Genomic DNA, 24,118 nt, shown 5'->3' with positions numbered 1-24,118 from the left:
GCCGGTGCCGTGCCGTGCCGTGCTTGCCGTGCCGTGGCCGCCTGCGGACCGTATGCCGGGGCTCCGCCCCGGACCCCGCGCCTCAAACGCCGGCGAGGCTGAAAGAGCGGGGCTCCGCCCCAGGCCCCGCGCCTCAAACGCCGGCGGGGCTGAAAGAGCGCCTCAAACGCCGGCGAGGCTGGATGTGCCGGCGGGGCTGGATGTGCCGGCGGGGGCTGAAAGAGCGGGGCTTCGCCCCGGGCCCCGCGCCTCAAACGCCGGCGGGGCTGATTGGGCCCGGCAGCGCCGGATGGGCCCAGCGGGCTTGAAAGAGCGCGAGTTCCTGCAGGACCGCGTAGCGACCTCTCGTATCCGAATCGACCGCATCGGAGAGCCACCATGACAGCTGCCTCCCCACCGGAGGTGCTCCGCGCGCCGCTCGTCGTCGAGTTTCCCTTCACCCGGTCCCTCGGGCCCGTGCAGAGTGCCTTTCTCACCGGGCTGCGCGAAGGTGTCGTCCTCGGGGTGAAGACCACCGACGGGAAGGTGATGGTCCCGCCCGTCGAGTACGACCCCGTCACCGCCGAGGAGATCCGCGAGCTCGTCGAGGTCGCGGCCACCGGCACCGTCACCACCTGGGCGTGGAACGGGCGGCCCCGCCCCCAGCAGCCGCTGGAGACCCCCTTCGCCTGGGTGCTCGTCACCCTCGACGGCGCGGACACCGCCCTCCTGCACGCCCTCGACGTGCCCGGCCCCGACGCCGTGCGCACCGGGATGCGCGTCCGCGTCCGCTGGGCCGCCGACCGCGTGGGCGCCATCACCGACATCGCCTGCTTCGAGCCGTACGACGGCCCGCCCGCCCAAGACGACCCCGCCCCGCACGACGGGGCCTTCGCCGACGCCGTCACCGGCATCGTCGCCGAGGCCCGCCTGGACTACGTCTACAGTCCCGGCCGCGCCCAGACCGCCTACATCAACGCCCTCTCCGAGCGGCGGACCGTCGGCGAGCGCTGCCCCTCCTGCCACAAGGTGTACGTCCCGCCGCGCGGCGCCTGCCCCACCTGCGGGGTGGCCACCACCGACCAGGTGGAGGTCGGCCCGGCGGGCACGGTCACCACCTACTGCATCGTCAACATCAAGGCCAGGAACCTCGACATCGAAGTCCCCTACGTCTACGCCCACATCGCCCTCGACGGCGCCGGCCTCGCCCTCCACGGCCGGATCGGCGGCATCCCGTACGACCAGGTCCGCATGGGCCTGCGCGTCGAGCCGGTCTGGACCGAGGGCGGCCGCTACCCCGACCACTACCGCCCCACCGGCGAGCCGGACGCGGACTACGACGCGTACAAGGAGCTCATCTGATGCCGAAGACGCCGCCGAGGTACGCCCGCGACGTGGCCGTCGTCGCCTTCGCGCAGAGCGACCACCTGCGCCACACCGACGAGCTCAGCGAAGTCGAGATGGTCATGCCGGTCCTCCACCAGGTGCTGGCCGCCACCGGACTGAAGGCCGGCGAGATCGGCTTCACCTGCTCCGGCTCCAGCGACTACCTGGCGGGCCGGGCCTTCTCCTTCACCATGACCCTCGACGGGGTCGGCGCCTGGCCGCCCATCTCCGAGTCCCACGTCGAGATGGACGGCGCCTGGGCCCTCTACGAGGCCTGGGTCAAGATCCAGACCGGCGAGGCCGACACCGCGCTCGTCTACGCCTACGGGAAGTCCTCGCCGGGATCGGTACGCGACGTCCTGACCCGCCAGCTCGACCCGTACTACGTGGCTCCGCTCTGGCCCGACTCCGTGGCCCTGGCCGCGCTCCAGGCCCAGGCGCTCATCGACGCCGGCGAGACCGACGAGCCGGCCTTGGCCGCCATCGGGGCCCGCAGCCGGGACGCCGCCCGGTCCAATCCGCACGCGCAGCTCGTCGGTGACGTCCCGCAGGGCGACTACCAGGTCGCACCCCTGCGGACGGGGGACTGCCCGCCCATCGGGGACGGCGCCGCCGCCGTCGTCCTCGCCGCGGGCGACACCGCGCGGCGGCTGTGCGAACGTCCCGCCTGGATCACGGGCATCGACCACCGCATCGAAGCCCACGGCCTCGGCCTGCGCGACCTCACCGACTCGCCGTCCACCCGGCTCGCCGCACAGCGCGCGGGCGTCTTCGACGCCCCGGTGGACACGGCCGAACTGCACGCGCCCTTCTCCTCCCAGGAGGTCGTGCTGCGCAAAGCGCTCGGGCTCGGGGAGGGGGACGAGGACCGGAACACGGGCGGGGTCGTCGTCAACCCGTCCGGCGGCGCCCTCGCCGCCCACCCGATGATGGCCGCCGGCCTCATCCGCATCGGCGAGGCGGCCGCCCGCATCCACCGCGGCGAGTCCGACCGGGCCGTCGCCCACGCCACGTCCGGCCCCTGCCTCCAGCAGAACCTGGTCGCCGTCCTGGAAGGGGACGTTCGGTGAGCACTACGGGTAAAGAGCCGGTCGCGGTCGTCGGGATCGGCCAGACCAAACACGTCGCCGCCCGCCACGACGTGTCCATCGCCGGACTGGTCCGGGAAGCGGCGGCGCGCGCCCTCGCGGACGCCGAACTGACCTGGGCGGACATCGACGCGGTCGTCATCGGCAAGGCCCCCGACTTCTTCGAGGGGGTGATGATGCCCGAGCTGTACCTCGCGGACGCGCTCGGCGCGGTCGGCAAACCCATGCTGCGCGTGCACACGGCCGGCTCGGTCGGCGGTTCCACGGCCTTGGTCGCCTCCCAACTGGTCGCGGCGCGCGTCCACCGGACGGTGCTCACCCTCGCCTTCGAAAAACAGTCCGAATCCAACGCCATGTGGGGCCTCTCCCTGCCCGTCCCCTTCCAGCAGCCGCTGCTCGCCGGGGCCGGCGGGTTCTTCGCCCCGCACGTGCGCGCGTACATGCGGCGGACCGGCGCGCCGGACACGGTGGGCTCGCTGGTGGCGTACAAGGACCGGCGCAACGCGCTGAAGAACCCGTACGCGCACCTGCACGAGCACGACATCACCCTGGAGAAGGTCCAGGCCTCCCCGATGCTGTGGGACCCGATCCGCTACTCCGAGACCTGCCCCTCCTCCGACGGCGCGTGCGCGATGGTCCTGACCGACCGGGCGGGCGCGGCCCGCGCGCCGAAGCCGGCCGCCTGGGTGCACGGCGGGGCGATGCGCAGTGAGCCGACCCTCTTCGCGGGCAAGGACTTCGTCTCCCCGCAGGCCGGCAAGGACTGCGCGGCCGACGTCTACCGGCAGGCGGGCATCACCGACCCCCGCCGGGAGATCGACGCGGTGGAGATGTACGTGCCGTTCTCCTGGTACGAGCCCATGTGGCTGGAGAACCTCGGCTTCGCGGCGGAGGGCGAGGGCTGGAAGCTCACCGAGGCCGGGGTGACGGAGCTCGACGGGGACCTCCCGGTCAACCCGTCCGGCGGCGTCCTGTCCACGAACCCGATCGGCGCCTCCGGCATGATCCGCTTCGCGGAGGCGGCCCTCCAGGTCCGCGGCCAGGCCGGAGAACACCAAGTTCCGGACGCCCGGCGGGCCGTGGGGCACGCCTACGGCGGCGGCGCGCAGTTCTTCGCGATGTGGCTGGTGGGGGCGCAGGAGCCGACCCGCTGAGCGGACCGCACCGCGGTGACGGGGGCGGCACACCGGCCACGGGTGACTCACCGTGCCCTGTGCGCCACCCGCCGCGGTGGCTAACCTGGCCCCCGGACGACGTACCGGGAGGAGCACGCACGTGGCCGAGAGCATGACTTCACAGCCCCTCGCTGGCTGGGGCAAGCCGGACCTCGATCTCACCGGGGCCGACTGGCAGTCGAGCAGCCGGGGAGCGGGTGACGTTCAGATCGCTTTCGTCGAGGGCTTCATCGCGATGCGCAACAGCGAGCGCCCCGAGAGCCCCTCGCTGATCTTCTCGCCGGACGAGTGGCACAAGTTCGTGCTGAACGCCCGGGGCGGGGAATTCGACCTCACCTGATCCCACCTCACCTGATCCCGACTCACCTGACCTGCCGGACCGGCGGCACTCGGCGTATCACCGGGCGGCCCCCTGCCGCGCCCGGTGGCCGCCGGGCGCCCTTAGGGTGGGCGCCATGAGCGGAGAGAGCGACCTGCGCACGCTGCTGAGCGGGATGCGGCCCGAGTTGCACGAGGGCGTGTACGTGTTCTGCACCGTCCGCGGCCCGACCGTTCCGCCGGGGACCGCGCCCGTGGCCACGATCCTGGAACCCGAGGGCCTCACCGTGGTCCTGCGCCGGGAGGACGCCGACGCGGCCGGTCTCGCCTACGACTACACCGCCGGCTGGATCACCCTGCGGGTCCACTCCGCCCTCGACGCGGTCGGCCTCACCGCGGCCTTCGCCACCGAGCTCGGCGCACACGGGCTGAGCTGCAACGTCATCGCCGGCTACCACCACGACCACCTCTTCGTGGCCGCGGAGCGGGCCGCCGAGGCCGTGGCGGTCCTGGAGGACCTCGCGGCCCGGTCCGCGCGGACCTGACCCACCCGGCCGATACACCGCTAGACAAGCCGCAAGACGAGCCGCAAGACAAGCCGGGAGAGAAGCCGCAAGACGACCCGGGAGGACGAGGCCGAAAAGAAGATCGGCCTCTTTCCCGGCAGTGGGATCACACGCCGTGTGCGCGGGCGTACGCTGATCTTCCGAACAGGCCTGGGGGGTACCAGCCATGACGGACCGCCGGACCCGGTTGCGGCGCACGATGGTCGAACGAGAGACCGAGCTCGCCCTCGTCGACGAGGCCCTGGACCAGCTCACCGGTCCCGGGCCGGACGCCGGCGGCGCGCTGCTCGCCTTCTCCGGTCCCGCCGGCCTCGGCAAGACCACCCTCCTCGCCGAACTGCGCCGGCGCGCGCTCGCCTGCTCCTGCACCGTGCTCGCCGCCCGTGGGGGCGAACAGGAGCAGGGACAGCCCTTCCACGTGGCCCGCCAGCTCATCCAGCCCCTGCTGGCCGGATCCTCCGAGCAGGAGCTGCGCGCCGTACTCGGGAGCTGGTACGCGATCGTCGGCCCCGCCCTCGGGCTCTGCGCACCCGAGCAGGGCGCCCCGCCCGACCCCCAGGGCCTGCGCGACGGGCTCGACTGGGTGCTGACCCACCTCGTCGTCCAGCGGGCCCCCGTCGTCCTCGTCCTCGACGACGCGCACTGGGCCGACCCCGAGTCCCTCGGCTGGCTCGCCGCCTACGCTCCGCGCGCCGAACACCTCCCGCTGCTCCTCGCAGTCGCCTACCGCCCCGACGAACTGCCCGTGCACGCCGACGCCTTCCGTACGCTGCCCGGCCGGGCCGGACAGCGCCCGCTGCCCCTGGCGCCGCTCACCGAGGCCGCCGTCGCCGCCCTGGTCCGCGAGGCCGTCGGCGACCACGCCGACGACGTCTTCTGCCGGGAGGCCTGGGCCGTCACCACCGGCAACCCCTTCGAGGCCGTCGAACTCACCGCCAGGGTCCGCGACAAGGGCGTGCCCCCGGTCGCGGCGAGCGCGCCGCTGCTGCGCGACCTCGCCGCCGCCCAGCGCGGCAGCGGCCTGGTCGAACGCCTCGAACGCCTGGGCCCGTCCACCGTCCGCTTCGCCTGGGCCTGCGCCGTCCTCGGCACCGCCATCCCGCAGGACCTCGCCGCCCGTGTCGCCGCCCTCGGCGCCGAGGAGGCCGTGGACGCCACCGCACGGCTGCGCGACGCCCGCATCCTGTCGGCCGCCGAGGCCACACCGGCGCACGAACCGGGCCCCGGGCTGGAGTTCGTCCACCCCCTCATCGCCACCGCCCTGTACCGGTCCATCCCGGACGCGCTGCGCGTCGCCCTGCACGGACGGGCCGCGGCGGCCGTCGTCGACGCCGGACTCGGCTCCTCCGCGGCCGCCCGCCACCTGCTGGAGACCCACCCCGAGAACGACCCCTGGGTGGTGCGCACCCTGCGCGAGGCCGCCGCCGAGAACCTGCGGGCCGGCGCCCCGGAGGCGGCCCGCCGCCAGCTCGCCCGCGCCCTGCGCGAGCCGCCCGGCTTCGACGAGCGCGCGGCCGTGCTGTACGAACTGGGCTGCGCCTCCCTGCTCACCGAGCCCGCCAACACCGTCAACCACCTGCGGGCCGCCCTCGCCGAGCCCTTCGACGACCCGGCCCTGCGCCAGGGCATCGTCATCCGGCTCGCCCAGGTCCTCGCGCACAGCGACCGCCTCGCCGACGCCTCGCGGGCGCTCGCGCAGGAGATCCCGTACACCCAGGACGTCCGCGCCCGGCTGCGCCTGCAGTCCGAGCAGTTCATGTGGGACGCCTTCGACGCGGCCGAGACCGACTCCCCGGCCCGCTCCCGGCGCCTGGCGCGGCTCGCCGACCGGCTGACCGGCCGCGACCTCACCGAGCGGTACATCATCGGGCTGCGGGCCTGGGACGCCTGCCTGCGCGGAGAGCCCGTGGACGTGGTCCTGCACCACGCCGGCCGGGCGCTGGAGCGGGAGCTCAGCTGGGCCCAGGAGGACCGCGGCTTCGAGGTGCCCGTGCTCGTGGCCATGGCGCACGTGTACGCCGACCGGCCGGGACGGGCGGAGGAACTGTCCGAGGCGGGCACCGCCGCGTTCGAGCGGCAGGGCTGGCACGGGGCGCACCTGTCCTTCGCCTACAACGTGCGGGCCTACACCCGCTTCCGGCGCGGGCGGCTCGCGGACGCCGAGGAGCTGGCGCGGGCCGGCCTGCGGCTCGCCGAACGCGTCGGGCGGCGCACGCCCGTGCACTGGTACGCCATAGCCATCCTCCTGACGACCCTGCTCGCGCGCGGACGAGCCGACGAGGCCTGGGAGCTCGCACGGGAACACGAGTACGGCAGGCCCTTCCCGGCGGCCGTGGTCTTCCCCGACTCCCAGACCGTCTACGCGGAGCTGCTCCTGGCCCGGGGCGACACGAAGGCGGCCGCCGCCGAACTGGAGGAGGTGGACCGGCGGCTGACCCCGCGCGGCATCCAGAACCCCTCGTGGTGCCCTTGGCAGCTGCACCTGGCCCGGGCGGTGGCGGCGGACGACCCGCACCGGGCGCGGGCGCTGGCCGCCGACGCCGTCCGGCGGGCCCGCGTCTTCGGCGCCCCCTCCGGCCTCGGCCAGGCCCTGCGCGTCGCGGCCGAGGTCGCGGCGCCCGAGGACCGGGTCGAGCTGCTGCGGGAGGCCGTGGCGCTGCTGGCGGCCTCCCCGGCGGGATACGAACTGGCCTGCGCACTGGCCGCGCTCGGAACGGAGCTGGGCGACCCCGACGTACTCGCCCGGGCCCTGGTGACGGCCCGGGAATGCGGCGCCGACGGACTGGAGGCGACGGTGGCCGAGACCCTCCTGGGCCTCGGAGGCGTCCTGCCGTCGCCCTCGCCCCCGGTGGAGGGGCTCACGGAGCAGGAGCTGCGGGCGGCGCGGACGGCGATCGGCGGTGTGGCGCCCGCCGCGGACCGCGAGACGGACTGGCTGCGGTCGGCGGCCTGCCGCAAGCTCGGCACCGACCTGTCGGGCCTCCCGGCGGCCCTGGAGTCTTACGAGAGGCGTTGTTGAACCTGTTCACAAGGTTCGGGGCCGTGACCGGTCGGGACCGGACCCTGCGTCCCCGAACGTGTGTACGCCGGTATGCGGCAGCCGGGCTGGGGGCCCGGGGCCGGAAATCTCCCGCGGCCACGTACCATGGCGGCATGTCCTTCCTCCGCCGCCACCGCGCCGCCACACCCGCCGGCCCGGACTTCGACGTCCTGGCCATGGACCCGGGGGACTGGCCGGGCAATCTCGGGGCCGGGCTGCTGCCCGCGCCCGACGGAAGCTGCCAGGGCGTCTTCCTCCGCTACGACCTGTTCGGCGGACGCGGCCCCGCGATGATCATCGGAAACCTCCCCGAGGGTTCCCCCGCGCGGGAGCTCTCCGACGGCGAGGTGCCCTTCGAGGTGGCCCAGCTCCTCGACGCGCTGGAGAACGAAGAGGACGTCGACGTCATCGGTGTCGAGGACTGCCCCGTCATGCAGGGCGACAACCTCCTCATCGTCCGGAAGGTCAAGCTGTCGGAGTCCCGCATCTCCTGCGTGCAGTTCGACCGCAGTGACAACGTGCTGGTCACCATCGCCAGCTGGGACCGTCCGATCACCGACGACCTCTACGCCCTCCTGAAGCCGCTCCCCGCCGAGCTCTTCCAGCAGGGCTGACGCCTCCCGCTCACGCGTCCGCGATGTCGTTGGCCGCCACGTAGCCGAACGTCATCGCGGGGCCGATCGTCGATCCGGCCCCCGCGTAGCTGCGCCCCATCACGGCCGCGCTGGCGTTGCCCGCCGCGTACAGGCCCCGGATCACCGAGCCGTCCGCCCGCAGCGCCCGCGCCCGCGCGTCCGTCACGATGCCTCCCTTCGTACCGAGGTCCCCCGGCACGATCTTGAAGGCGTAGAACGGCGGAGCCCAGACCGGCGCCAGGCACGAGTTCGGCTGCACCTGGGGGTCCGTGTAGTAGTGGTCGTAGGCCGAGTCGCCCCGGTGGAAGTCCGGATCGGTCCCCTGCCAGGCCTGTGCGTTGAACCGGCCCAGCGTCGCTCGCAGCGCCGCCGCCGGGACCCCGATCTGGCCGGCCAGCGCGTCCCACGTCCACGCCTTCTTCGCCGCGCCCGCCTCGTACCACGCGTCGGGGAAGACCAGGGTCGGCAGGATGTCCTTGAACAGGTACTTGTTGCGGTAGTTCTGGTCCACGATCAGCCAGGCCGGGATGTGCGAGCCGGTCGCCGCCCGGTCCTTCTCGTACATCACGTGCACCACATCGCTGTACGGGGCGGCCTCGTTGACGAACCGCGCGCCGTTCGCGTTCACGATCAGCCCGCCCGGCAGGGTCCGCTCGGCGAGACAGAAGTACGGCTCCCCGGGCAGCGGGATCGACGGGCCCCACCACGCGTCGTCCATCAGGGCCAGCCCGGCGCCGGCCCGCTGCCCCGCGCGGATCCCGTCGCCGGTGTTCTCCTTCGCGCCCACCGACCACTGGGTGCCGACCGGCTGCTGCTGGTACTGCGCCCGCATCTGCGCGTTGTGCTCGAAGCCGCCCGAGCCGATGATCACCCCGCGCCGGGCCCGTACGGTCCCCCGTACGCCCTCCTTCTCGACCACCACCCCGGTGACCGCACCCCCGTCCAGGACCAGGTCCACCAGCGGGCTGTTCAGCCACACCGGCACCCCCGCCCGCAGCAGCCCGGCCCGCAGCCCGGCCGCCAGGGCCTGGCCCATGGTCAGCGGCTTCTCCCCGAGCAGCGCCGCCTTCGTGCCGCGCGCCAGGCACTCCGTGGAGACGGCGAGGCCCTTGGCGCTCACGGCCGCGAGGTTCAGCCACTTGTAGTCCTGGCTGAAGACCACCATTCCGGCCGGGACCGGCATGTACGCCGGGTTGAGCCGGGCCAGTTCGGCGCCCAGGAGCCGGCCGTCGATCTGGTCGGGCTCGATGGAGCGGCCGTTCGCCAGCCCGCCCGGCAGGTGGGGGTAGTAGTCGCTGTACCCCTCCATGAAGCGGAACTTGAGCGGACTGTTCGCCATCACGAAATCCAGCATCCGGGGACCGTTGGCGAGGAAGGCCGCCTGGCGGTCGGCCGGCACCTCGCTCCCGACGACCGCCGCCAGGTACGCGGCCGCCTTCTGCGGGGTGTCCGGCACACCCGCCCCCAGGATCACCGAGTTGTTGGGCAGCCAGATACCGGCCCCGGACCGTGCGGCCGATCCGCCGAAGGTGGGCGCCTTCTCGACCACCAGCACGCTCAGCCCCCGCCGGGCGGCGGTGAGCGCGGCGGTCATCCCGGCCGCCCCGGAACCGGCCACCACGACGTCGTACTCGCCGAGCTGCGGTCCGTCCGGGGCGGCGTCGGCCCGCGCGGCGCCCGACGGCAGCACCGTGGCGGCGAGCACCCCGGCCCCCGTCCCGGCGAGGACCGTCCGTCTGGTCGGGAGGGCGTGGGGCGACGTGCGGGAAGCGCTTGCGGACATGGGCGGGCTCCAGCGGGGTGGGGAGGCGGGAAGTGACCCCAGCATGTCTGATGCTGAGTCAGAAAAGGTCTTAGCGGGATCATGTGATGTCAAGGCATCCGGCGCCGCCGCCTCGCCCACGACCCGCCGCCCCTCGGCCGCACAGAGCGAAGTCCCGTGGCGGTGGGGGGCCACGGGACTTCGCGAGGGAGGGGGGAGGGTCAGCGCGTGCCGACCGCCGCGCGGACCGCTCTGCGCGCCATCCCCGCATCGTCGTGCAGACGGCGGAGCAGCAGCCGCTGCTCCTCCCCGGAGGACAGGGCGCCCATCGGCAGCGACTGGGCCGGGGCGGCGGCCAGCATCGAGCGCTGCACCGCCGTCTCGGACATCCGGATCTCCCGGGTCAGCACCAGCATCAGATTGATCAGGAAGGCGTCCCGCGCGGCCGGACCCGCCGCCTGGGCGAGCCGGCTGATCTGGGCGCGGGCCGCCGGGGCGTCGCCCAGCACCGTCCACAGCGTGGCCAGGTCGTAGCCCGGCAGGTACCAGCCCGCGTGCTCCCAGTCGAGCAGCACCGGCCCGGCCGGGGAGAGCAGCAGGTTGGACAGCAGCGCGTCACCGTGGTTGAACTGCAGGGAGGTGCCCGACAGTTTCACCCCGTGCAGCAGCTTCTGCAGGTCGCCGAGGTCCCGGTCGGTCAGCAGCCCGAGCTCGTAGTCACGTGCGATCCGCCGGGCGTAGTTCATCGGCGTCCCGAACAGCTCGGCCGGCGGCTGCCACTGGTTGACCCGGCACACCGCGCCCAGGGCCGCCCGCAGGTCCACCCGCGGCGGCGGCTCCACCGGGTGCCGCTGGAGCGCTGCCACCCGGCCCGCCATCCGCTCGACCACCAGCGTGCAGTTCTCCGGGTCGGCGGCGATCAGCCGGGGTACCCGTACCGGCGGGCGGTGCCGGACGAAGGCCCGGTACGCAGCTATTTCGTGCCGGTAGCGCTCGCGCCACTCCGGCGAATGGTCCAGTAAAACCTTCGCGACGGCGGTCATCCGTCCGGTGGTGCCGACCAGGAGCACCGAGCGGCCGCTGCGCCGCAGCACCTGCACGGGCGTGAACTCGGGACAGATCCGCTGCACCGAGGCGAGCGCCGTGCGCAGTTGCGCCCCCTGCGGCCCCGAGAGGTCGATTCTGCCGCTGACGGGCTGCGATCCGGTACTGGCCGTCCGCCGCGCCCGGACGGCGCCCTGCGCCGAGGCGGGCTGCCGGCCGGGGTCGAGGTAGGGACCGCCGCCCGCCGGGAGCGTGCGGTGCGACCGGACCGGTGCGGACACGGAGGAGGTTGCTGCGTACATGGTGATACGGATCCCTTCGTGCGCCGACGAGTGACGTACGCCGCCCCGCCGGATCCCGTGCTTCACCCTGGGGAGTTCCGCCGGTGAACCGGGGCGGGGAGGCGCATTCCTACCTGACACCCGGCGGACCGTGGCGAACCATCGGGCGTGCCCTGGCGAAGCCTGGCGAATAGTCGCTGGGCATCTGACGGCGGGCTACTGTCAACTCAGCCGAGAACCTGGGGGCTTGACGTGAGCAAAGGTCCAAACACCCGCTTGAACGACCTGTTCGGCCTGGCCGGCTGGTCGAAGGGCGAACTGGCGAGGATGGTCAACAGGCAGGCGGCGGCCATGGGCCACCCCCAACTGGCCACCGACACCTCGCGGGTGCGGCGCTGGATCGACATGGGGGAGGCCCCCCGCGAGCCGGTGCCCACGGTACTGGCAGCACTGTTCACCGAGCGGCTCGGTCGTGTCGTGACCATCGAGGACCTCGGGTTCGTACGGCAGCGGCGCACCACCAGACGGCAGCCGGACGGGGCTCGCGAGAACCCCGAAGGAATGCCGTGGGCGCCCGAACGCACAGCCGCGGTCCTCACCGAATTCACGGGAATGGACCTCATGCTCAACCGTCGCGGTCTGATGGGCGCGGGCGCCGTGCTCACCGCCGGCTCCGTCCTCAGCAATGCCATGTACGACTGGCTCCACACCGACCCCGCCACCGCGAAGGAGGCCCGGAACTTCGGGGACTCCTTCCCGGCCGACCAGGCGGGCTACGACCGCTACGAGGCCGCCCCGATCGGCTCCCAGGAGATCGAGGCACTGGAACGCTCGGTCGACGTGTTCCGCGCCTGGGACGCCTCGCGCGGGGGCGGACTCCAGCGTAAAGCCGTCGTCGGCCAGTTGAACGAGGTCGGCGGAATGCTGGCCTACCGCCACCCCGACCACCTCCAGCGCAGGCTCTGGGGAGTGGCGGCCAACCTGGCGGTGCTCGCCGGCTGGATGTCCCACGACGTGGGTCTCGAACCCACGGCGCAGAAGTACTTCGTCATCGCCGCGCACGCGGCCCGTGAGGGCGGTGACCGCCCCCGCGCGGGCGAGGCGCTGTCCCGCGCCGCCCGCCAGATGGTCCACCTCGGCAAGCCGAACGAGGCCCTGGACCTGATGAGGCTGGCCCAGTCCGGCTCCGGCGAACAGACCCTGCCGCGCACCCGCGCCATGCTGCACACCGTCGAGGCCTGGGCGCAGGCGGCCATGGGCAAGGGCCAGGCGATGCGCCGCACCCTGGGCGAGGCGGAGGAGCTGTTCGTCTCGGACAAGGGCGACGTGCCGCCGCCGAACTGGATGCAGCACTTCGACGAGGCGGACCTGCACGGCATGCAGGCCCTGGCGTACCGGACCCTCGCGGACCACGACGCCACGGCGGCGCCGATCGCCGCGCGCCACGCCAAGGAGGCCCTGCGGCTGCGCGGCGAGGGTTACCAGCGCTCGCAGATCTTCGACTACATCTCGATGGCCTCCGCCTGCTTCATCGCCGACGAACCGGAACGGGCCGACCGCTACGCCCGCCTGGCGCTGGTCTCCATGAACGAGACCTCCTCGCACCGCACCTGGGACCGGCTGCGCGAGATGTACCGGCTCACCACCCAGTACTCCGGTTACGCGCGGATCGAGGAGCTCCGCCAGGAGATCAAGCTGGCCCTCCCCGACATGCCGGTGCCCCCGCGCCCGCGCCCCAAAGGGGTCTAGGAGGGAAAGGGGTCCAGCGGGAAGACGGGATACGCAGACGAGAGAGGCCGCGCCGTGCGGCGCGGCCCTGGAGCCCGGACGTCCGGGGTGTTACCCGCCCACCCGGGCGACGAGCACGCAGGCGTCGTCCTCCCGCTCGCTCTCGCCGAACTCCTCGATGACGATCCGTACGCAGTCCTGCGCCGACCGCGCCGCCGCGAACCGCGGCGCGAGGGCCAGCAGCCGCTCCGTGCCGTCCGCCCGGCTGAACTCGATGCTGCGCGGCGTCAGTCCGTCCGTGTGCAGGACGAGCAGGTCGCCCACTTCGAGCCGCTCCTCGGCCTGCTCGTACGAGGCTCCGGACGTGGCGCCCAACAGGACGCCCTCCGGCGGCAGCAGGGAACGGCCCGAGCCGCGGCGGAACAGCAGGGGGGCCGGGTGTCCGGCCTGCGCCCAGGACAGCACCCGGCGGGCGGGATCGTAGCGGCAGCACACGGCCGAGCCGAGCGCGGGCTGTACGGAGGTCTCCAACAGCTGGTTGAGCCAGCCCATCAGCGGACCCGGCTCGATCCCCGCCATGGCCATGCCGCGCAGCGCGCCCAGCATCATCGCCATCCCGGAGGTGGCGCTCACGCCGTGCCCCGTCAGGTCACCGACCGTCAGCATCGAGCGGCCGTCGGGCAGTTCGAGGGCGTCGTACCAGTCGCCGCCGATGAGTGCGCTGGTCGCCGACGGCAGGTAGTGCGCGGCCACGTCCAGTGACCCCGCGCTGCTGTACGGGAACCGCAGGGAGCCGCGCCACGGGGGGAGCACGGCCTCCTGGAGCTCGACCGCGAGCCGGTGCTCGGTCTGCGCGATCTCCCGCTGGCGCTGGAGGGAGTCACGGGACTCGCGCACCGCCCGCTGGCTGCGGCGCAGTTCGCTCACGTCCCGCATGACGGCCCACATGGAGGCCGTGCAGCCGTCGGGGTCGAGGACCGGCTCGCCCCGCATGTGCAGGGTGCGGACCCGCCCGTCGGCGCGGACGATGCGGAACTCGCCGTCGATCGGCTTGCCGTCCACCAGGCAGGCGGTGACCCACGCGGTGAGCAGCGGCTGGTCCTCGGAGAACAGGGTGGAGCCCAGCTCGTCCAGCGGGAGCGCGCCGGCCTCGGGGGAGCGGCCGAAGATCTGGAACAGTTCGTCGGACCAGGTGACCTCGTCGGTCAGCAGGTTCCACTCGGCGCTTCCGACGCGGGTCTGGGCCTCCAGCCCGGTCTCGGGGGGCGCCTGCGGCAGCTCGATGGTCTCCGGGACGGGCGGCAGGCCCTCCTTGAGCTGACCGAGGTGTTCACGGAGGTCGTCGAGGTGGTGGACCGCGAGATCGCACAGGGCGCGCTGCCAGCGGGCCTGGGCGTCGTCGTCGTCGACGACGGTGTCGCGGCGGACCGCGTCCACTTCTCCCCGCAGCCGCCGGGTCTGGGAGATCAGCGCGTCCACCGACCCCGGCTCGGGCGGTTGCGCGGGACGGTCCGCGAACAGGTGGGACGGCATGAGAACTCCGATACAGGCGCGGCACGGCCAAGTCTGAAGGAAGGACCGGTAACGACTGTTGCACAGGCCGCGACGGCGTGTAAGACGTTTGGCAACATCCGCAACGTTCTTGCTTCTGGTATATGCCCCAGGCCTTGAGGCCGTTCTTCCGCGTGCGAACGAATCCGGTCAGGCGTGCTCCGGCCCGGGCGAGCGGCGGGCGGCGGGTACCAGCCGACCCGGCCCGGTCCTCCCTGGCAGAGGTGGCTGGAATGCGGCGTTCAGGCCCGTACGGATCGATCACACGGCCGATGTGTACGAGGCCCTCGCTCAAGGTTGATCGCATGGGTGCGCGGATCGTTCGCCCACCCTGATCCCCCCGAAAGGGTGAGCCCGCTTCCGGCCCGAGGGTTCCCACCCCAGGCCCCGATCGCTACTCTACGTGTCGGTAATGCACCGGGGAGGTCCGCGCGGGCGGACCCGCGCAGCGTGGGGAACAACGACATGACCGGGCAGAACCGCGCCGCCGGGCAGAGCCGCCGCTCCTTCCTCACCTTCCTCGTGGCGGCCCCGACGCTCGCCCTCGTCACCCGCGCCGGCGTCGACGGCCTGGCCCCGCAGCCCGCCCACGCCGTGGTCCCGTCCCTGCCCGCCATCGCCGACGTCGTCGACCTCGGCGACCTGTTCATCCTGGCCGGGGCGCCCACCTCCGCCCTGCTGGCACTCGCGGTCGAAGCCGACGGCACGATCCGCTTCCGGCTGCCGCGCGAGGAGGTCGGCCAGGGCCTGACCACCGCGGTCGCCATGCTGGTCGCGGAGGAACTCGACGCGCCCCTGGCCGCCGTACGCGTGGAACTGGACGACGCGCGGCCCGAGCTGCTCTTCAACCAGCTCACCGGCTCCTCCAACTCCATCCGCTCCCTCTACGGGCCGGTCCGCCAGTGCGCCGCCACCGCCCGCGCCCGCCTCGTGGCGGCGGCCGCCCAGGGCTGGCGCCTCTCCCCTGCCACGCTGACCACCGCGAACGGCGTCGTCCGTGCCCCCGACGGCCGCACCGCCGCCTACGGCTCCCTCGCCGCGGCGGCGGCCGACCCCGGCCTGATCGTCCTCGGCGCCACCCCCAAGAAGACGGCGCAGCACACCCTCGTGGGCCGGCCCACCGGCCGCGTCGACGCCCGCGCCATGGTCACGGGCGCCCAGCGGTACACCCTCGACCTCGACGTGCCCGGAGCCAAGCCCTGCGTGGTGCGCCGCCCGCCCACCCTCGGCGGCTCCGTCCGCGCCGTCGGCAACCTCGCCGCGGTCCGGGCCATGCCCGGCGTACTGGACGTGGTGACCGTGCCCACCGGGGTCGCCGTCGTCGCCGAGACCTTCGGTCAGGCCATCACCGCCAAGTCCGCCCTCCAGGTCACCTGGGGACCCGGCCCCGCCGACCAACTGTCCGACGCCGACATCCGCCGCAAGCTGCGCGCCGCGACCCCGCCGCTGCTGGTCCCGCCGCTGCTCACCCCGTACGTGGACGCCGAGTTCGACTTCGCCTTCGTCAGCCACGCCCCGATGGAGACGAACTGCGCCATCGCCGACGTGCGGGAGGACCGGGCCGAGATCTGGTCCGGGCTCAAGTCCCCGATCGTGGCCCGCGAGACCATCGCCGCCGACCTCGGCCTGCCCCTGGACAAGGTCACGGTGCACGTGGTCCAGGCCGGAGGCTCCTTCGGCCGCCGGCTCTTCTTCGACGCGGCCCTGGAGGCCGCGCGGATCTCCAAGGCCTGCCGCCGCCCCGTCAAGCTGATGTGGACCCGTGTGGACGATACCCGGCACGGCCGGATGCGCCCCGCCACCCACCACAAGATCCGGGCCACCCACCTGCTGGGCGAGGTGCTCAGCTTCGAGCACCGCGTCGCCGCCGCCGAGACCGACTTCCGCCACGGGCTCGGCGAGGTCATCACCGCCACCGCCGCGAGCCTGCCGCTCGGCATCGGCAACGCCACCCTCGCGCAGACCCTCTTTTTGACCACGGTGAAGTCCCCGTACCACTTCGGCCTCACCACCCAGGCGCTCACCGAGGTGCCGACCGGCGTCCCCACCGGTTCCTGGCGCTCGGTGTACTCCGCCAACACGCGCGGAGCGGAGGAGATCGTCGTCGACGAACTGGCCGCGCGCACCGGCCGGGACCCGTACGTGTTCCGCCGTACCTTCCTCAAGACCGACGCCCAGCGCGCCGTGCTGGACAAGGTGGCGGCGGAAGGGCGCTGGGGGCGGCCGATGGAGGCGGGATGCGCGCAGGGCATCGCCTTCCACGAGGAGTACAAGTCACGCACCGCGTGCCTCGTCGAGATCGACACCCGTGACCCGGAACGCGTCCGCGTCACCAAGGCGGTCATCGCCGTGGACGTGGGCCTGCCCGTCAACCCGCGCGGACTGGAGGCCCAGATGATCGGCGGCCTCACCGACGCCATCTCCACCACCCTGCGCGCCGGGCTGCACCTGGACAAGGGACTGCCGCTGGAGGGCAGTTACAGCCAGTTCCACTGGGCGCAGCAGCGTGACACCCCGCGCGAGGTACGGGTCTTCGTGCTCCCGGCGACCGGCGAGGACCCGGGCGGCGCGGGCGAGCTCGGTGTCCCCGCCGCGGTCGGGGCGATCGCCAACGCCTGGGCCCGGGCCACCGGTTCCAAGCCGCGCAGTTTCCCCCTCGACTTCGACGTCGACTTCACCCCCTACCCGCGCTAGTCCGCCGGAGCCAGGAGTACGCCGTGCCCTCGCACACCTTCACCGTCAACGGGCAGAGCGTCACCGTGGACGCCCCCGACGACCTGCCCCTGCTGTGGGTGCTCCGCGACATGCTGGGTGTCCACGGCCCCAAGTACGGCTGCGGGGTGGACGTCTGCAAGGCCTGCACCAGCCATCTCGACGGCGCCGACATCCGCCCGTGCGTGGTGCCCGTCTCCGCGTGCGCGGGCAGGACGGTGACCACCATCGAGGGGCTGGCCGACGGGGACGAGCTGCACCCGGTGCAGGAGGCCTGGCTCGAACAGGACGTCGCCCAGTGCGGTTTCTGCCAGCCGGGCCAGATCATGGCGGCCGTCGCCCTGCTGCGGCGCACCAGCGAGCCCACGGACGAGGACATCGACGCCATCGCCAACATCTGCCGCTGCGGTACGTACTTCCGTATCCGCGAGGCGATCCGCAGCGCGGCGCGCAAGATGTGAGCGCGGCGCGCACGAGGTGAGCGGCGACGGACCCCGGCGTTTCCCCCGTCCCCGAATCCTCGGACAGCGCCGGGGTCCGACCGCTCGTCGCCCAATCTAGGCGGGGGCGGCCCCGGACGCAGGGTTCGCTGCGCACGGTGACGGGGCGAGACCGGTATCACGGCGCACAGTGAGCCGGGGTGGTTGAATGCGGCCGTGTCCAGGTCCGACGACATCCTCAAGATCCACCGGCTCGCCCACACCGGTGGCTCGGCCGTACTCCTGGAGTGGCTCGCGGCCCGTCTGGACGCCTGGACCGGGGTGGTGGACCGCCAGCGGGCCCTGGGGGCCGAACCCGCCGTGCCCCCAGCCGCCGGGCCCCAACCCGCCGTGCCCGAAGCCGCTCTGCTCGGCGTTGCCGAGATGAGCGCACGCGGCGCGCGGTCGGCCGTGGTGCAGAGCGGTGAGGGCGCCGCGCTGCTGTTCGCGCTCCACGACGGCCGGGCCCTGGCCTGCGTACGGGAGCGGCCCCACCACCCGGACGCCGCCACCCTGCTCGCGGACGCCGCCGTTCCGCTGGCGCTGGTGCTGCGCGCCGAGGAGGCCGCACGGCGCGAGGAACGGGCCGGACTCGCCGAAGCGCGGGCCCGCGAGGCGGCGCTGCACCTGCTGATGAACGGCCGGATCTCCACCGCCCACCAGGTCGCCGAGGCGCTCGGGCCCTCCCTGCCCGACCCGATGCGGATGTACGTCGTCGAGTGCCCGGCCGGGCAGCGCGGCGAAGTAGCGCGCCGTTGCGCGGAGTTGACGGGGGGCCGGGCCTGGATCGTGCACTGCCCCGTCTACGTGCGCCACCTCATCGTGCTCGTCCCCGCCGGCCCGGCGGGAGCCGCCGCCGACCACGACCCCCTGGCCGGGGCGCTGGTGGACGTGACCCGGCACTGCGCGGTCGGGGTCAGCGGGGAGGCGGCCCTGCGCGAGGCACCGGCCGCCTACGGCCAGGCCTTCCACGCCCTGGCCGTCGCGCGGGGCCGGGGCGAACGGCACGCCCGGTTCGGGCCGGGACCCGAGCTGGCGCTCGCCGCCCACGAGGCCGGGGCCGGCTGGGCCGGGGCCCTGCTCGCGCCCCTGGACGCGTACGAGCCCCGGCGCGCCCAGGACCCCGGCCCGCAGGAGCTGCGCGCCACCGCTCACGCGTGGCTGGAGTTCACCTCGCACGCGACGCGGCTGCTGAAGATCCACCGCAACACCCTGGCCACCCGGCTCCGCCTGATCGAGGCGGTCCTCGGACTGGACCTCGCGCGCCTCGCGGACCAGGCCGCCCTCTCGCTCGCACTGCGCCTGACCCGGGGCGCGGGCGACCCGTACGTCCCGGGGCCCGCCCCGGCCACCGGAGCGGACCTGGAAGCGGACCTGGACGAGGTGCTGCGCGATCCGCGCCTGACCGACTGGGCCCGCGGCCACCTGCGCCCGCTCAGCGGCCCCGAGGCCCCGCCGGACGCCCGCGCCACGGTCCGCGCCTGGCTGGACCACGATGCCCGACTGGTCCCGACCGCCGCCGCCCTGGGCATCTCCGTGCCGGGCGCCCGCAAACGGCTGACCCGGATCGAGGCGCTCCTCGAACGCTCCCTGCTCCAGTCGCCGAGCGCCCGCCACGACCTGTGGCTGGCCCACCGGGCGGAGCAACTCGCGGGATGACCTCACCGGGTGATCCGCCGCGTGATCCCGCCGGGTGATCCGCCGGGTGCCCCGCCGCGCGACACCGTCACCGCATACGCGCGGGAGGAGTCGTCTCCCCGGTGCCCCGCTGGGTCACCGCCGCGTGCGCCAGGGCCAGTTCCACCACGTGCCGCGGGTCGGACAGCGAGCGGCCCGTGAGCTGTTCCAGGCGGCGCAGGCGGTTGGAGACGGTGTTGCGGTGGCAGTACAGCCGCTGCGCGGCGTACGTCGTCGAGCCCTGGCAGGCCAGCCAGACGCCCAGGGTGGTGAGGAGCACCCGGCGGTCCTCCGCCGCCAGCGCGAGCACCGGCCCCAGCACCACCTGCCGCAGCCGGCCCGCGAGTTCGTCCTGGGCGGCGACCAGCGCCGCCGGCAGCCCCTCGTCCAGCAGCGCGGTGCGCGGGCCGCCGGACTCGGGAGCGGTCCGCAGGGCGAGGACGGCCAGCCGGTGCGCCCCGGCCAGCTCGGCCGCCGCCCCGACGACCGGGCCGACCCCGGCGCGTACGCCGAGGGGCGCGAGCAGGTCCCGTACGGACTCCAGCGGATGGTGGCCCAGCTCCACGAGGCCGCTGCGCGCACCGGCGCGGATCCGCCACAGCACGCGCGGGGCGCCGTCGCCGGCCCTCCCGGCCGTCGTCCGCGCGCTCGCGCCCCCGCCGCCGTCGGCCACCACGACCACCGCGAACCGGCCCCGCTCGGGCAGGCCCAGCCGCGCCGCCGCCTCGGCGGCCGTCGGCCCGTCCGGGGTGCCCGTACCGTCCAGCAGCACGTCCAGCAGGGCCGCCCGGCGCTCGCGCTCCCCGTCGGTGCGCGCGGCCCGCGTCCGGTGGTACGCCTCGGTCATGGCGTCCGTCATCTGGTCCAGTACGTCCCACAGGACGGGCGCACCCGCCAGCAGGCCGGGCAGCTCGGCCCGGTCGTGCGCGGCCACGGCCTCGCTGAGGCCCTGCCAGAGCAGCCGGCCGCCGCGGCGGTGGGTCGCGAGGAGGGAGGCGAGCGGTAACCCCCGCGCGGCCCCCAGCGTGCCGACGGCCCGGGCGTCGGCGAGCTCCGGCGGCAGGCCGTGCGCACTGCGGACCAGGCCCTCGACGGCCTGGTGGAGGTGGCGGTGGATCCGCTCGCGCAGCTCGGCCCGGCCGAGCAGGGCGGCGTACGCGGGGTCTTCGGTCAGCGTCCGGTCGGCGAGCCGGTCCGCCGCCACGGCGATCCGGCGTGACAGGTCCTCGCGTATCTCCTCGACGATCCGCTCCATGGCGGGCAGCCTGACACGGGTCGGGGTGCGCTGGGGAGGGGGCGGCGCCGCGGAGGGTACGGGGCGGTGGCGCGGAGGCTAGGGAGTGAGGGCGCGGAGGGTACGAGGCGAGGGCCGGGAACGGGAGCGTCCGCTACCGTGAGGTGAGCACTGCACGTGAAGTGCTCACCATGAGGTGCCGCACCACTCCGAGGGACCGCCATGCGCCAGAACCCGCAGCGCCGCGCCGCGCTGCTCGACGCCGCCATCGAAGTCCTGGCGCGCGAGGGATCGCGCGGCCTGACGCTGCGCGCCGTGGACGCGGAGGCGGGCGTGCCCACCGGCACCGCCTCGAACTACTTCGCGAACCGGGCCCAGCTGCTCGTGCAGATCCTGCACCGCACCCGGGAGCGGCTGGTCCCGGACGAGGCCGACCTGGCCGGTCCGCTGGACACCAAGGTGCTGCTCGGCCAACTCGTGGAGCGCATGCGACGCGAGCGCAGTGTGCACATCGCGATGCTGGAACTGCGGCTGGAGGGCACCCGGCGCCCCGAACTCCAGGCGGAACTGGCGGGCTTCCAGGCCGCCGAGCTCGAAGCGAACATCGCCTGGCACCTGGGGGCGGGACTGCCGGGGGACCGGCCGGGCGTGGCCGTGCTGTACCTCGCGATGCTGGGCCTGATCGTGGACGACCTGACGGCGTCGGCCGTGCTGGAGTCACACCCGGTGGAGGGGCTCGTCGAGACGATGGTCGAACGCCTCCTCCCGGAGCGCCCCGTTGACTGACGGTCTCCCGTCCCGGGCCGGGAGGCGGTGATCTTATGCTCAGGTTTACGCGAGTCTGCTGGTTTTGCGGCGTGTGAACGACTTTGATGGATCGGCCAGGCGTCGTACCGGAGCAGGGGGACCACTCATGGGAACAGCCCACAGCCACAAGGACACCACGCCCACCCTGATCGGTTCCGTTCAGCGCGCGCTGCGCCTCGTGGAGGCGATGCACGCCGAAGGAGGGGCGACGGCCAAGCGGCTCTCCCGGCTCACCGGGATCCCCCTGCCCACCGTCTACCACCTGCTGCGCACCCTCAGCCACGAGGGCTACGTCGAGCGCGAGGGCGGCTCGTTCCGCCTCGCGGACGATCTTCCGCTCGCTTCGTAGTCACTTTCCGACGCGTTCCGGCCAAGGTCTCACACGCTTCTTGGCATGTTCCAGCGGAAAATGCCAGAACGCCTTTTCGCACTGCGGAAGTTGAGTAAGTTCCCTCCTGTCGCGCCGTAGACCGTGCACACCGCACGTCCGGCCGGGAGGGGAGCCCGCGTGCCCGGGATCGACGAATGCCTGCTCGAAGCCATGGCCCTGCCTGGTGCGCGGGGGGCCGCGCTGGTCGACTGGAGCAGCGGACTGGCCCTCGGCACCGCGGGGGAGTCGCCCGTGGGCGACCACGAGACCACCGCCGCCGAGACCGCCGAGCTGGCCCGGGCGGCCGCCGAGTACGAGTCCTTCGCCCCGGCCGGGACGGCGCCCTTACCCTCGGGCGCCGAGGTGACCGGCCCGCCCGTCGAGGACCTCATCGTCACCACCCGCACCGGCTACCACGTGCTGCGCTTCGTGGAGACGAGCTTCGACAGCAGCGTCTTCCTGCACCTGTGGCTCGACCGCGCCGAGGGCAACCTCGCCCTCGCCCGTCACAGACTCCGCGTCCTCGCCGAGGGGCTGGTGCTCAGATGACCGCCCAGGCCACGGCGCCCGGCCCCGCCGCCGTCTCCCCCCTCCTGACCCGCCTCGCCGCCGAGCGCGCCACCGGCGCCCTGCTGCGCGACCGCGGCACCCTCTTCCTGGAGGACGGCCGCATCGTGCACGCCGAGAGCCCGGCCACCCCCGGCCTCGACGTCCTCCTCACCACCGGCGGCGGCCTCGCCCCCGAGCGCTGGCGCGAGGCCGTGGACCGGGCCGGCGCCCGCCGGCAGGTCGCCCGATTCCTCGTGGACAGCGGCGGTCTGGCCGGAGGCGAGCTGGAGATATGCCACCTCGCCGCGATCTTCGACGCCGCCTTCTTCGCCCTCTCCCCGGGCAGCGGCCCCTCCCGCTTCCGCCGCGGGGCCACGCACTGGATCGGCTCCGTGCGCTCGGTCGCGGCCGCCGCCGTCGAGCGCGAGACCTGCCGCCGCCGGGAACTGCTCGACGCGGTCTGGCCCTACCCGCTGCTGGACACCGCCCCCGTGGTGCCCCGGGCCGCCGCGCCCGGCCAGACGGTCACCGTCCGCCAGCGGCTGCTGCTGCGCGAGGCCGACGGCGTGCGCACCCCGGCGGACCTAGCCTGGGTGCTGGGCCGGCCCGCCTTCCACACGCTGCTCGACGTACGGCGCCTCGCGGCGGCCGGACTGGTCGAGACCCCGCACGCGCCGGCCCCGCCGCCCGTCGCGGACGCCCTGCCCGACTGGATCACCCAGACCCAGTCCCCGGACGTGGCGCTGCTCCGCCGATTACGCGACGCACTGGAGGCAAGCCTGTGAGGCTCCCGCTGCGACCCGTCCTGCGCGCCGACCGCTCCGAGCGGAGGCAGCCCGAGAGGAGGAAGCCAGACATGAGTACGGTGCCCCCCGAGGCGGAGGCCGAGATACTCGCCGAGCTCCGCAGGCTGCGGGCGCGGGTGCCCCAGCTCACCGGCGCGCTCGCCGCGAGCACCGACGGCTTCGTCCTCGCCCAGGACAGCGCCGCCACCGAGGCCGAATCCGTCGCGGCACTGACCGCGGCCGCCCTCGGTGTGGCCCAGCGCCTGAGCGACTGCACGGGCCAGGGCGCGTTCCGCGAGCTGCTCGTACGGGGTGAGGACGGTTACGTCGCCACCTACGCGGCCGGTCTGGTGGCCGTCCTCACCCTGACGGCGGAGTCACGCGTCAACGTCGGCCGCCTCCACCTGGAGGCCCGGCGCTCCAGCCTGCGCATCGCCGAACTCATCGACCACACCCTCGGGCGGCGCGGCGGCGAACCCGCGCCCGCGTGAGCGGCGCACCGGCTCCCGCCGCCCCTCCGTCCACCGCCAGGCACAGCCCGCTCCAGCGAAAAGAGAAAGAGGAACAACTCATGGTCAATGTGGAGACCGCACTCAAGGAAGCCACCACCACCATCGAGGGCGCGCTCGGCGCGGCCCTGGTGGACTACGGCAGTGGCATGGCCCTCGGCACCGTGGGCGGAGGCAAGGACCTCGACCTCGCGGTCGCCGCCGCGGGCAACACGGACGTGGTGCGCGCCAAGGTCCGCACGATGGAGATGCTCGGGCTCAAGGACGAGATCGAGGACATCCTGATCACCCTCGGTAGCCAGTACCACCTGATCCGCCTGCTCAAGGGGCGCGGATCGGCGGGCTTCTTCCTCTACCTCGCCCTCGACAAGAAGCGGTCCAACCTCGCGATGGCCCGGCATCAGCTCAAGAAGATCGAAGCCGAGCTGGAAGTCTGAGAGACC

The 24,118-nt window shown here is 73.8% G+C and carries 21 protein-coding genes; 17 read left to right on the top strand and 4 right to left on the bottom strand.

Annotated elements, in window-relative coordinates:
• Positions 1 to 378 precede the first annotated feature (378 nt).
• From ACF059_RS06230 to ACF059_RS06200, 7 genes are all read left to right on the top strand, one after another.
• A complete protein-coding gene (locus ACF059_RS06230) occupies positions 379 to 1,341 on the top strand; it encodes a Zn-ribbon domain-containing OB-fold protein (protein WP_392052071.1) in 963 nt (320 codons plus the stop codon).
• Positions 1,341 to 2,435, top strand: coding sequence for a thiolase domain-containing protein (locus tag ACF059_RS06225; RefSeq protein WP_392052067.1), 1,095 nt, complete (start codon positions 1,341 to 1,343; stop codon positions 2,433 to 2,435). The genes ACF059_RS06230 and ACF059_RS06225 overlap by 1 nt, the downstream gene beginning before the upstream one ends.
• The gene (locus tag ACF059_RS06220; protein WP_392052065.1) at positions 2,432 to 3,607 is read left to right on the top strand and encodes a thiolase domain-containing protein; all 1,176 of its coding nucleotides are present in this window, start codon (positions 2,432 to 2,434) and stop codon (positions 3,605 to 3,607) included. The genes ACF059_RS06225 and ACF059_RS06220 overlap by 4 nt, the downstream gene beginning before the upstream one ends.
• Positions 3,608 to 3,740: 133 nt before the next feature.
• A complete protein-coding gene (locus tag ACF059_RS06215) occupies positions 3,741 to 3,968 on the top strand; it encodes a DUF397 domain-containing protein (RefSeq protein ID WP_392053096.1) in 228 nt (75 codons plus the stop codon).
• Positions 3,969 to 4,083: 115 nt separating this feature from the next.
• Positions 4,084 to 4,491, top strand: a complete 408-nt coding sequence (locus tag ACF059_RS06210) for an ACT domain-containing protein (protein ID WP_392052062.1) — start codon at positions 4,084 to 4,086, stop codon at positions 4,489 to 4,491.
• 187 nt (positions 4,492 to 4,678) lie between these two features.
• On the top strand, positions 4,679 to 7,531 hold the full coding sequence (locus ACF059_RS06205) for an ATP-binding protein (RefSeq protein ID WP_392052059.1): 2,853 nt from the start codon (positions 4,679 to 4,681) through the stop codon (positions 7,529 to 7,531).
• A 134-nt stretch (positions 7,532 to 7,665) separates the two neighbouring features.
• Positions 7,666 to 8,166: a hypothetical protein gene (locus ACF059_RS06200; RefSeq protein WP_392052056.1), complete on the top strand. Its 501-nt coding sequence runs from the start codon at positions 7,666 to 7,668 to the stop codon at positions 8,164 to 8,166.
• A gap of 10 nt (positions 8,167 to 8,176) precedes the next feature.
• Here ACF059_RS06200 and kstD read toward each other — a convergent pair whose 3' ends face one another.
• Together kstD and ACF059_RS06190 are read right to left on the bottom strand one after the other, a co-directional pair.
• Entirely contained in the window at positions 8,177 to 9,970 is a 1,794-nt protein-coding gene (gene kstD, locus ACF059_RS06195; protein WP_392052053.1) for a 3-oxosteroid 1-dehydrogenase, read from the bottom strand.
• A gap of 200 nt (positions 9,971 to 10,170) precedes the next feature.
• Entirely contained in the window at positions 10,171 to 11,295 is a 1,125-nt protein-coding gene (locus ACF059_RS06190) for an aminoglycoside phosphotransferase family protein (protein WP_392052050.1), read from the bottom strand.
• A gap of 231 nt (positions 11,296 to 11,526) precedes the next feature.
• Between ACF059_RS06190 and ACF059_RS06185 the strand changes: the two genes are divergently transcribed.
• Positions 11,527 to 13,023 carry a hypothetical protein gene (locus ACF059_RS06185; protein ID WP_392052047.1) on the top strand — a complete coding sequence of 499 codons (1,497 nt, stop codon included), beginning with the start codon at positions 11,527 to 11,529 and terminating at the stop codon, positions 13,021 to 13,023.
• Between the two features lie 90 nt (positions 13,024 to 13,113).
• On the opposite strand, the gene ACF059_RS06180 is transcribed toward ACF059_RS06185, so the two are convergent.
• A complete protein-coding gene (locus ACF059_RS06180; protein WP_392052044.1) occupies positions 13,114 to 14,535 on the bottom strand; it encodes a PP2C family protein-serine/threonine phosphatase in 1,422 nt (473 codons plus the stop codon).
• 483 nt (positions 14,536 to 15,018) lie between these two features.
• Between ACF059_RS06180 and ACF059_RS06175 the strand changes: the two genes are divergently transcribed.
• From ACF059_RS06175 to ACF059_RS06165, 3 genes are all read left to right on the top strand, one after another.
• A complete protein-coding gene (locus tag ACF059_RS06175) occupies positions 15,019 to 17,247 on the top strand; it encodes a molybdopterin cofactor-binding domain-containing protein (protein ID WP_392052041.1) in 2,229 nt (742 codons plus the stop codon).
• Between the two features lie 23 nt (positions 17,248 to 17,270).
• Positions 17,271 to 17,726, top strand: coding sequence for a (2Fe-2S)-binding protein (locus ACF059_RS06170; protein WP_392052038.1), 456 nt, complete (start codon positions 17,271 to 17,273; stop codon positions 17,724 to 17,726).
• Positions 17,727 to 17,921: 195 nt separating this feature from the next.
• Positions 17,922 to 19,403 (top strand): helix-turn-helix domain-containing protein, encoded by a 1,482-nt coding sequence (locus tag ACF059_RS06165; protein WP_392052035.1) that lies wholly within the window; start codon positions 17,922 to 17,924, stop codon positions 19,401 to 19,403.
• 67 nt (positions 19,404 to 19,470) lie between these two features.
• Here the strand turns inward: ACF059_RS06165 and ACF059_RS06160 are convergent, their stop codons facing one another.
• On the bottom strand, positions 19,471 to 20,676 hold the full coding sequence (locus ACF059_RS06160; RefSeq protein ID WP_392052032.1) for a PucR family transcriptional regulator: 1,206 nt from the start codon (positions 20,674 to 20,676) through the stop codon (positions 19,471 to 19,473).
• Between the two features lie 201 nt (positions 20,677 to 20,877).
• Between ACF059_RS06160 and ACF059_RS06155 the strand changes: the two genes are divergently transcribed.
• The 6 genes from ACF059_RS06155 to ACF059_RS06130 all read left to right on the top strand — a co-directional run bounded on the left by ACF059_RS06155 (position 20,878) and on the right by ACF059_RS06130 (position 24,112).
• On the top strand, positions 20,878 to 21,441 hold the full coding sequence (locus ACF059_RS06155; RefSeq protein ID WP_392052029.1) for a TetR/AcrR family transcriptional regulator: 564 nt from the start codon (positions 20,878 to 20,880) through the stop codon (positions 21,439 to 21,441).
• A gap of 127 nt (positions 21,442 to 21,568) precedes the next feature.
• Positions 21,569 to 21,811, top strand: coding sequence for a helix-turn-helix domain-containing protein (locus ACF059_RS06150; protein WP_392052025.1), 243 nt, complete (start codon positions 21,569 to 21,571; stop codon positions 21,809 to 21,811).
• Between the two features lie 159 nt (positions 21,812 to 21,970).
• Positions 21,971 to 22,381 carry a hypothetical protein gene (locus ACF059_RS06145; protein WP_366867799.1) on the top strand — a complete coding sequence of 137 codons (411 nt, stop codon included), beginning with the start codon at positions 21,971 to 21,973 and terminating at the stop codon, positions 22,379 to 22,381.
• Positions 22,378 to 23,166: a transcriptional regulator gene (locus ACF059_RS06140; protein ID WP_366867800.1), complete on the top strand. Its 789-nt coding sequence runs from the start codon at positions 22,378 to 22,380 to the stop codon at positions 23,164 to 23,166. The genes ACF059_RS06145 and ACF059_RS06140 overlap by 4 nt, the downstream gene beginning before the upstream one ends.
• 80 nt (positions 23,167 to 23,246) lie before the next feature.
• Positions 23,247 to 23,657: a roadblock/LC7 domain-containing protein gene (locus tag ACF059_RS06135; RefSeq protein WP_366867834.1), complete on the top strand. Its 411-nt coding sequence runs from the start codon at positions 23,247 to 23,249 to the stop codon at positions 23,655 to 23,657.
• An 80-nt stretch (positions 23,658 to 23,737) separates the two neighbouring features.
• Positions 23,738 to 24,112, top strand: coding sequence for a hypothetical protein (locus tag ACF059_RS06130; RefSeq protein WP_361942717.1), 375 nt, complete (start codon positions 23,738 to 23,740; stop codon positions 24,110 to 24,112).
• Positions 24,113 to 24,118: the final 6 nt, after the last annotated feature.

The organism is Streptomyces sp. NPDC016562 (assembly GCF_043076955.1).
In the GTDB taxonomy this organism is placed as follows: Bacteria; Actinomycetota; Actinomycetes; order Streptomycetales; family Streptomycetaceae; genus Streptomyces.
Note: the sequence above shows the minus strand (reverse complement) of the source record. Positions and strands in the feature narration are given on the sequence as shown.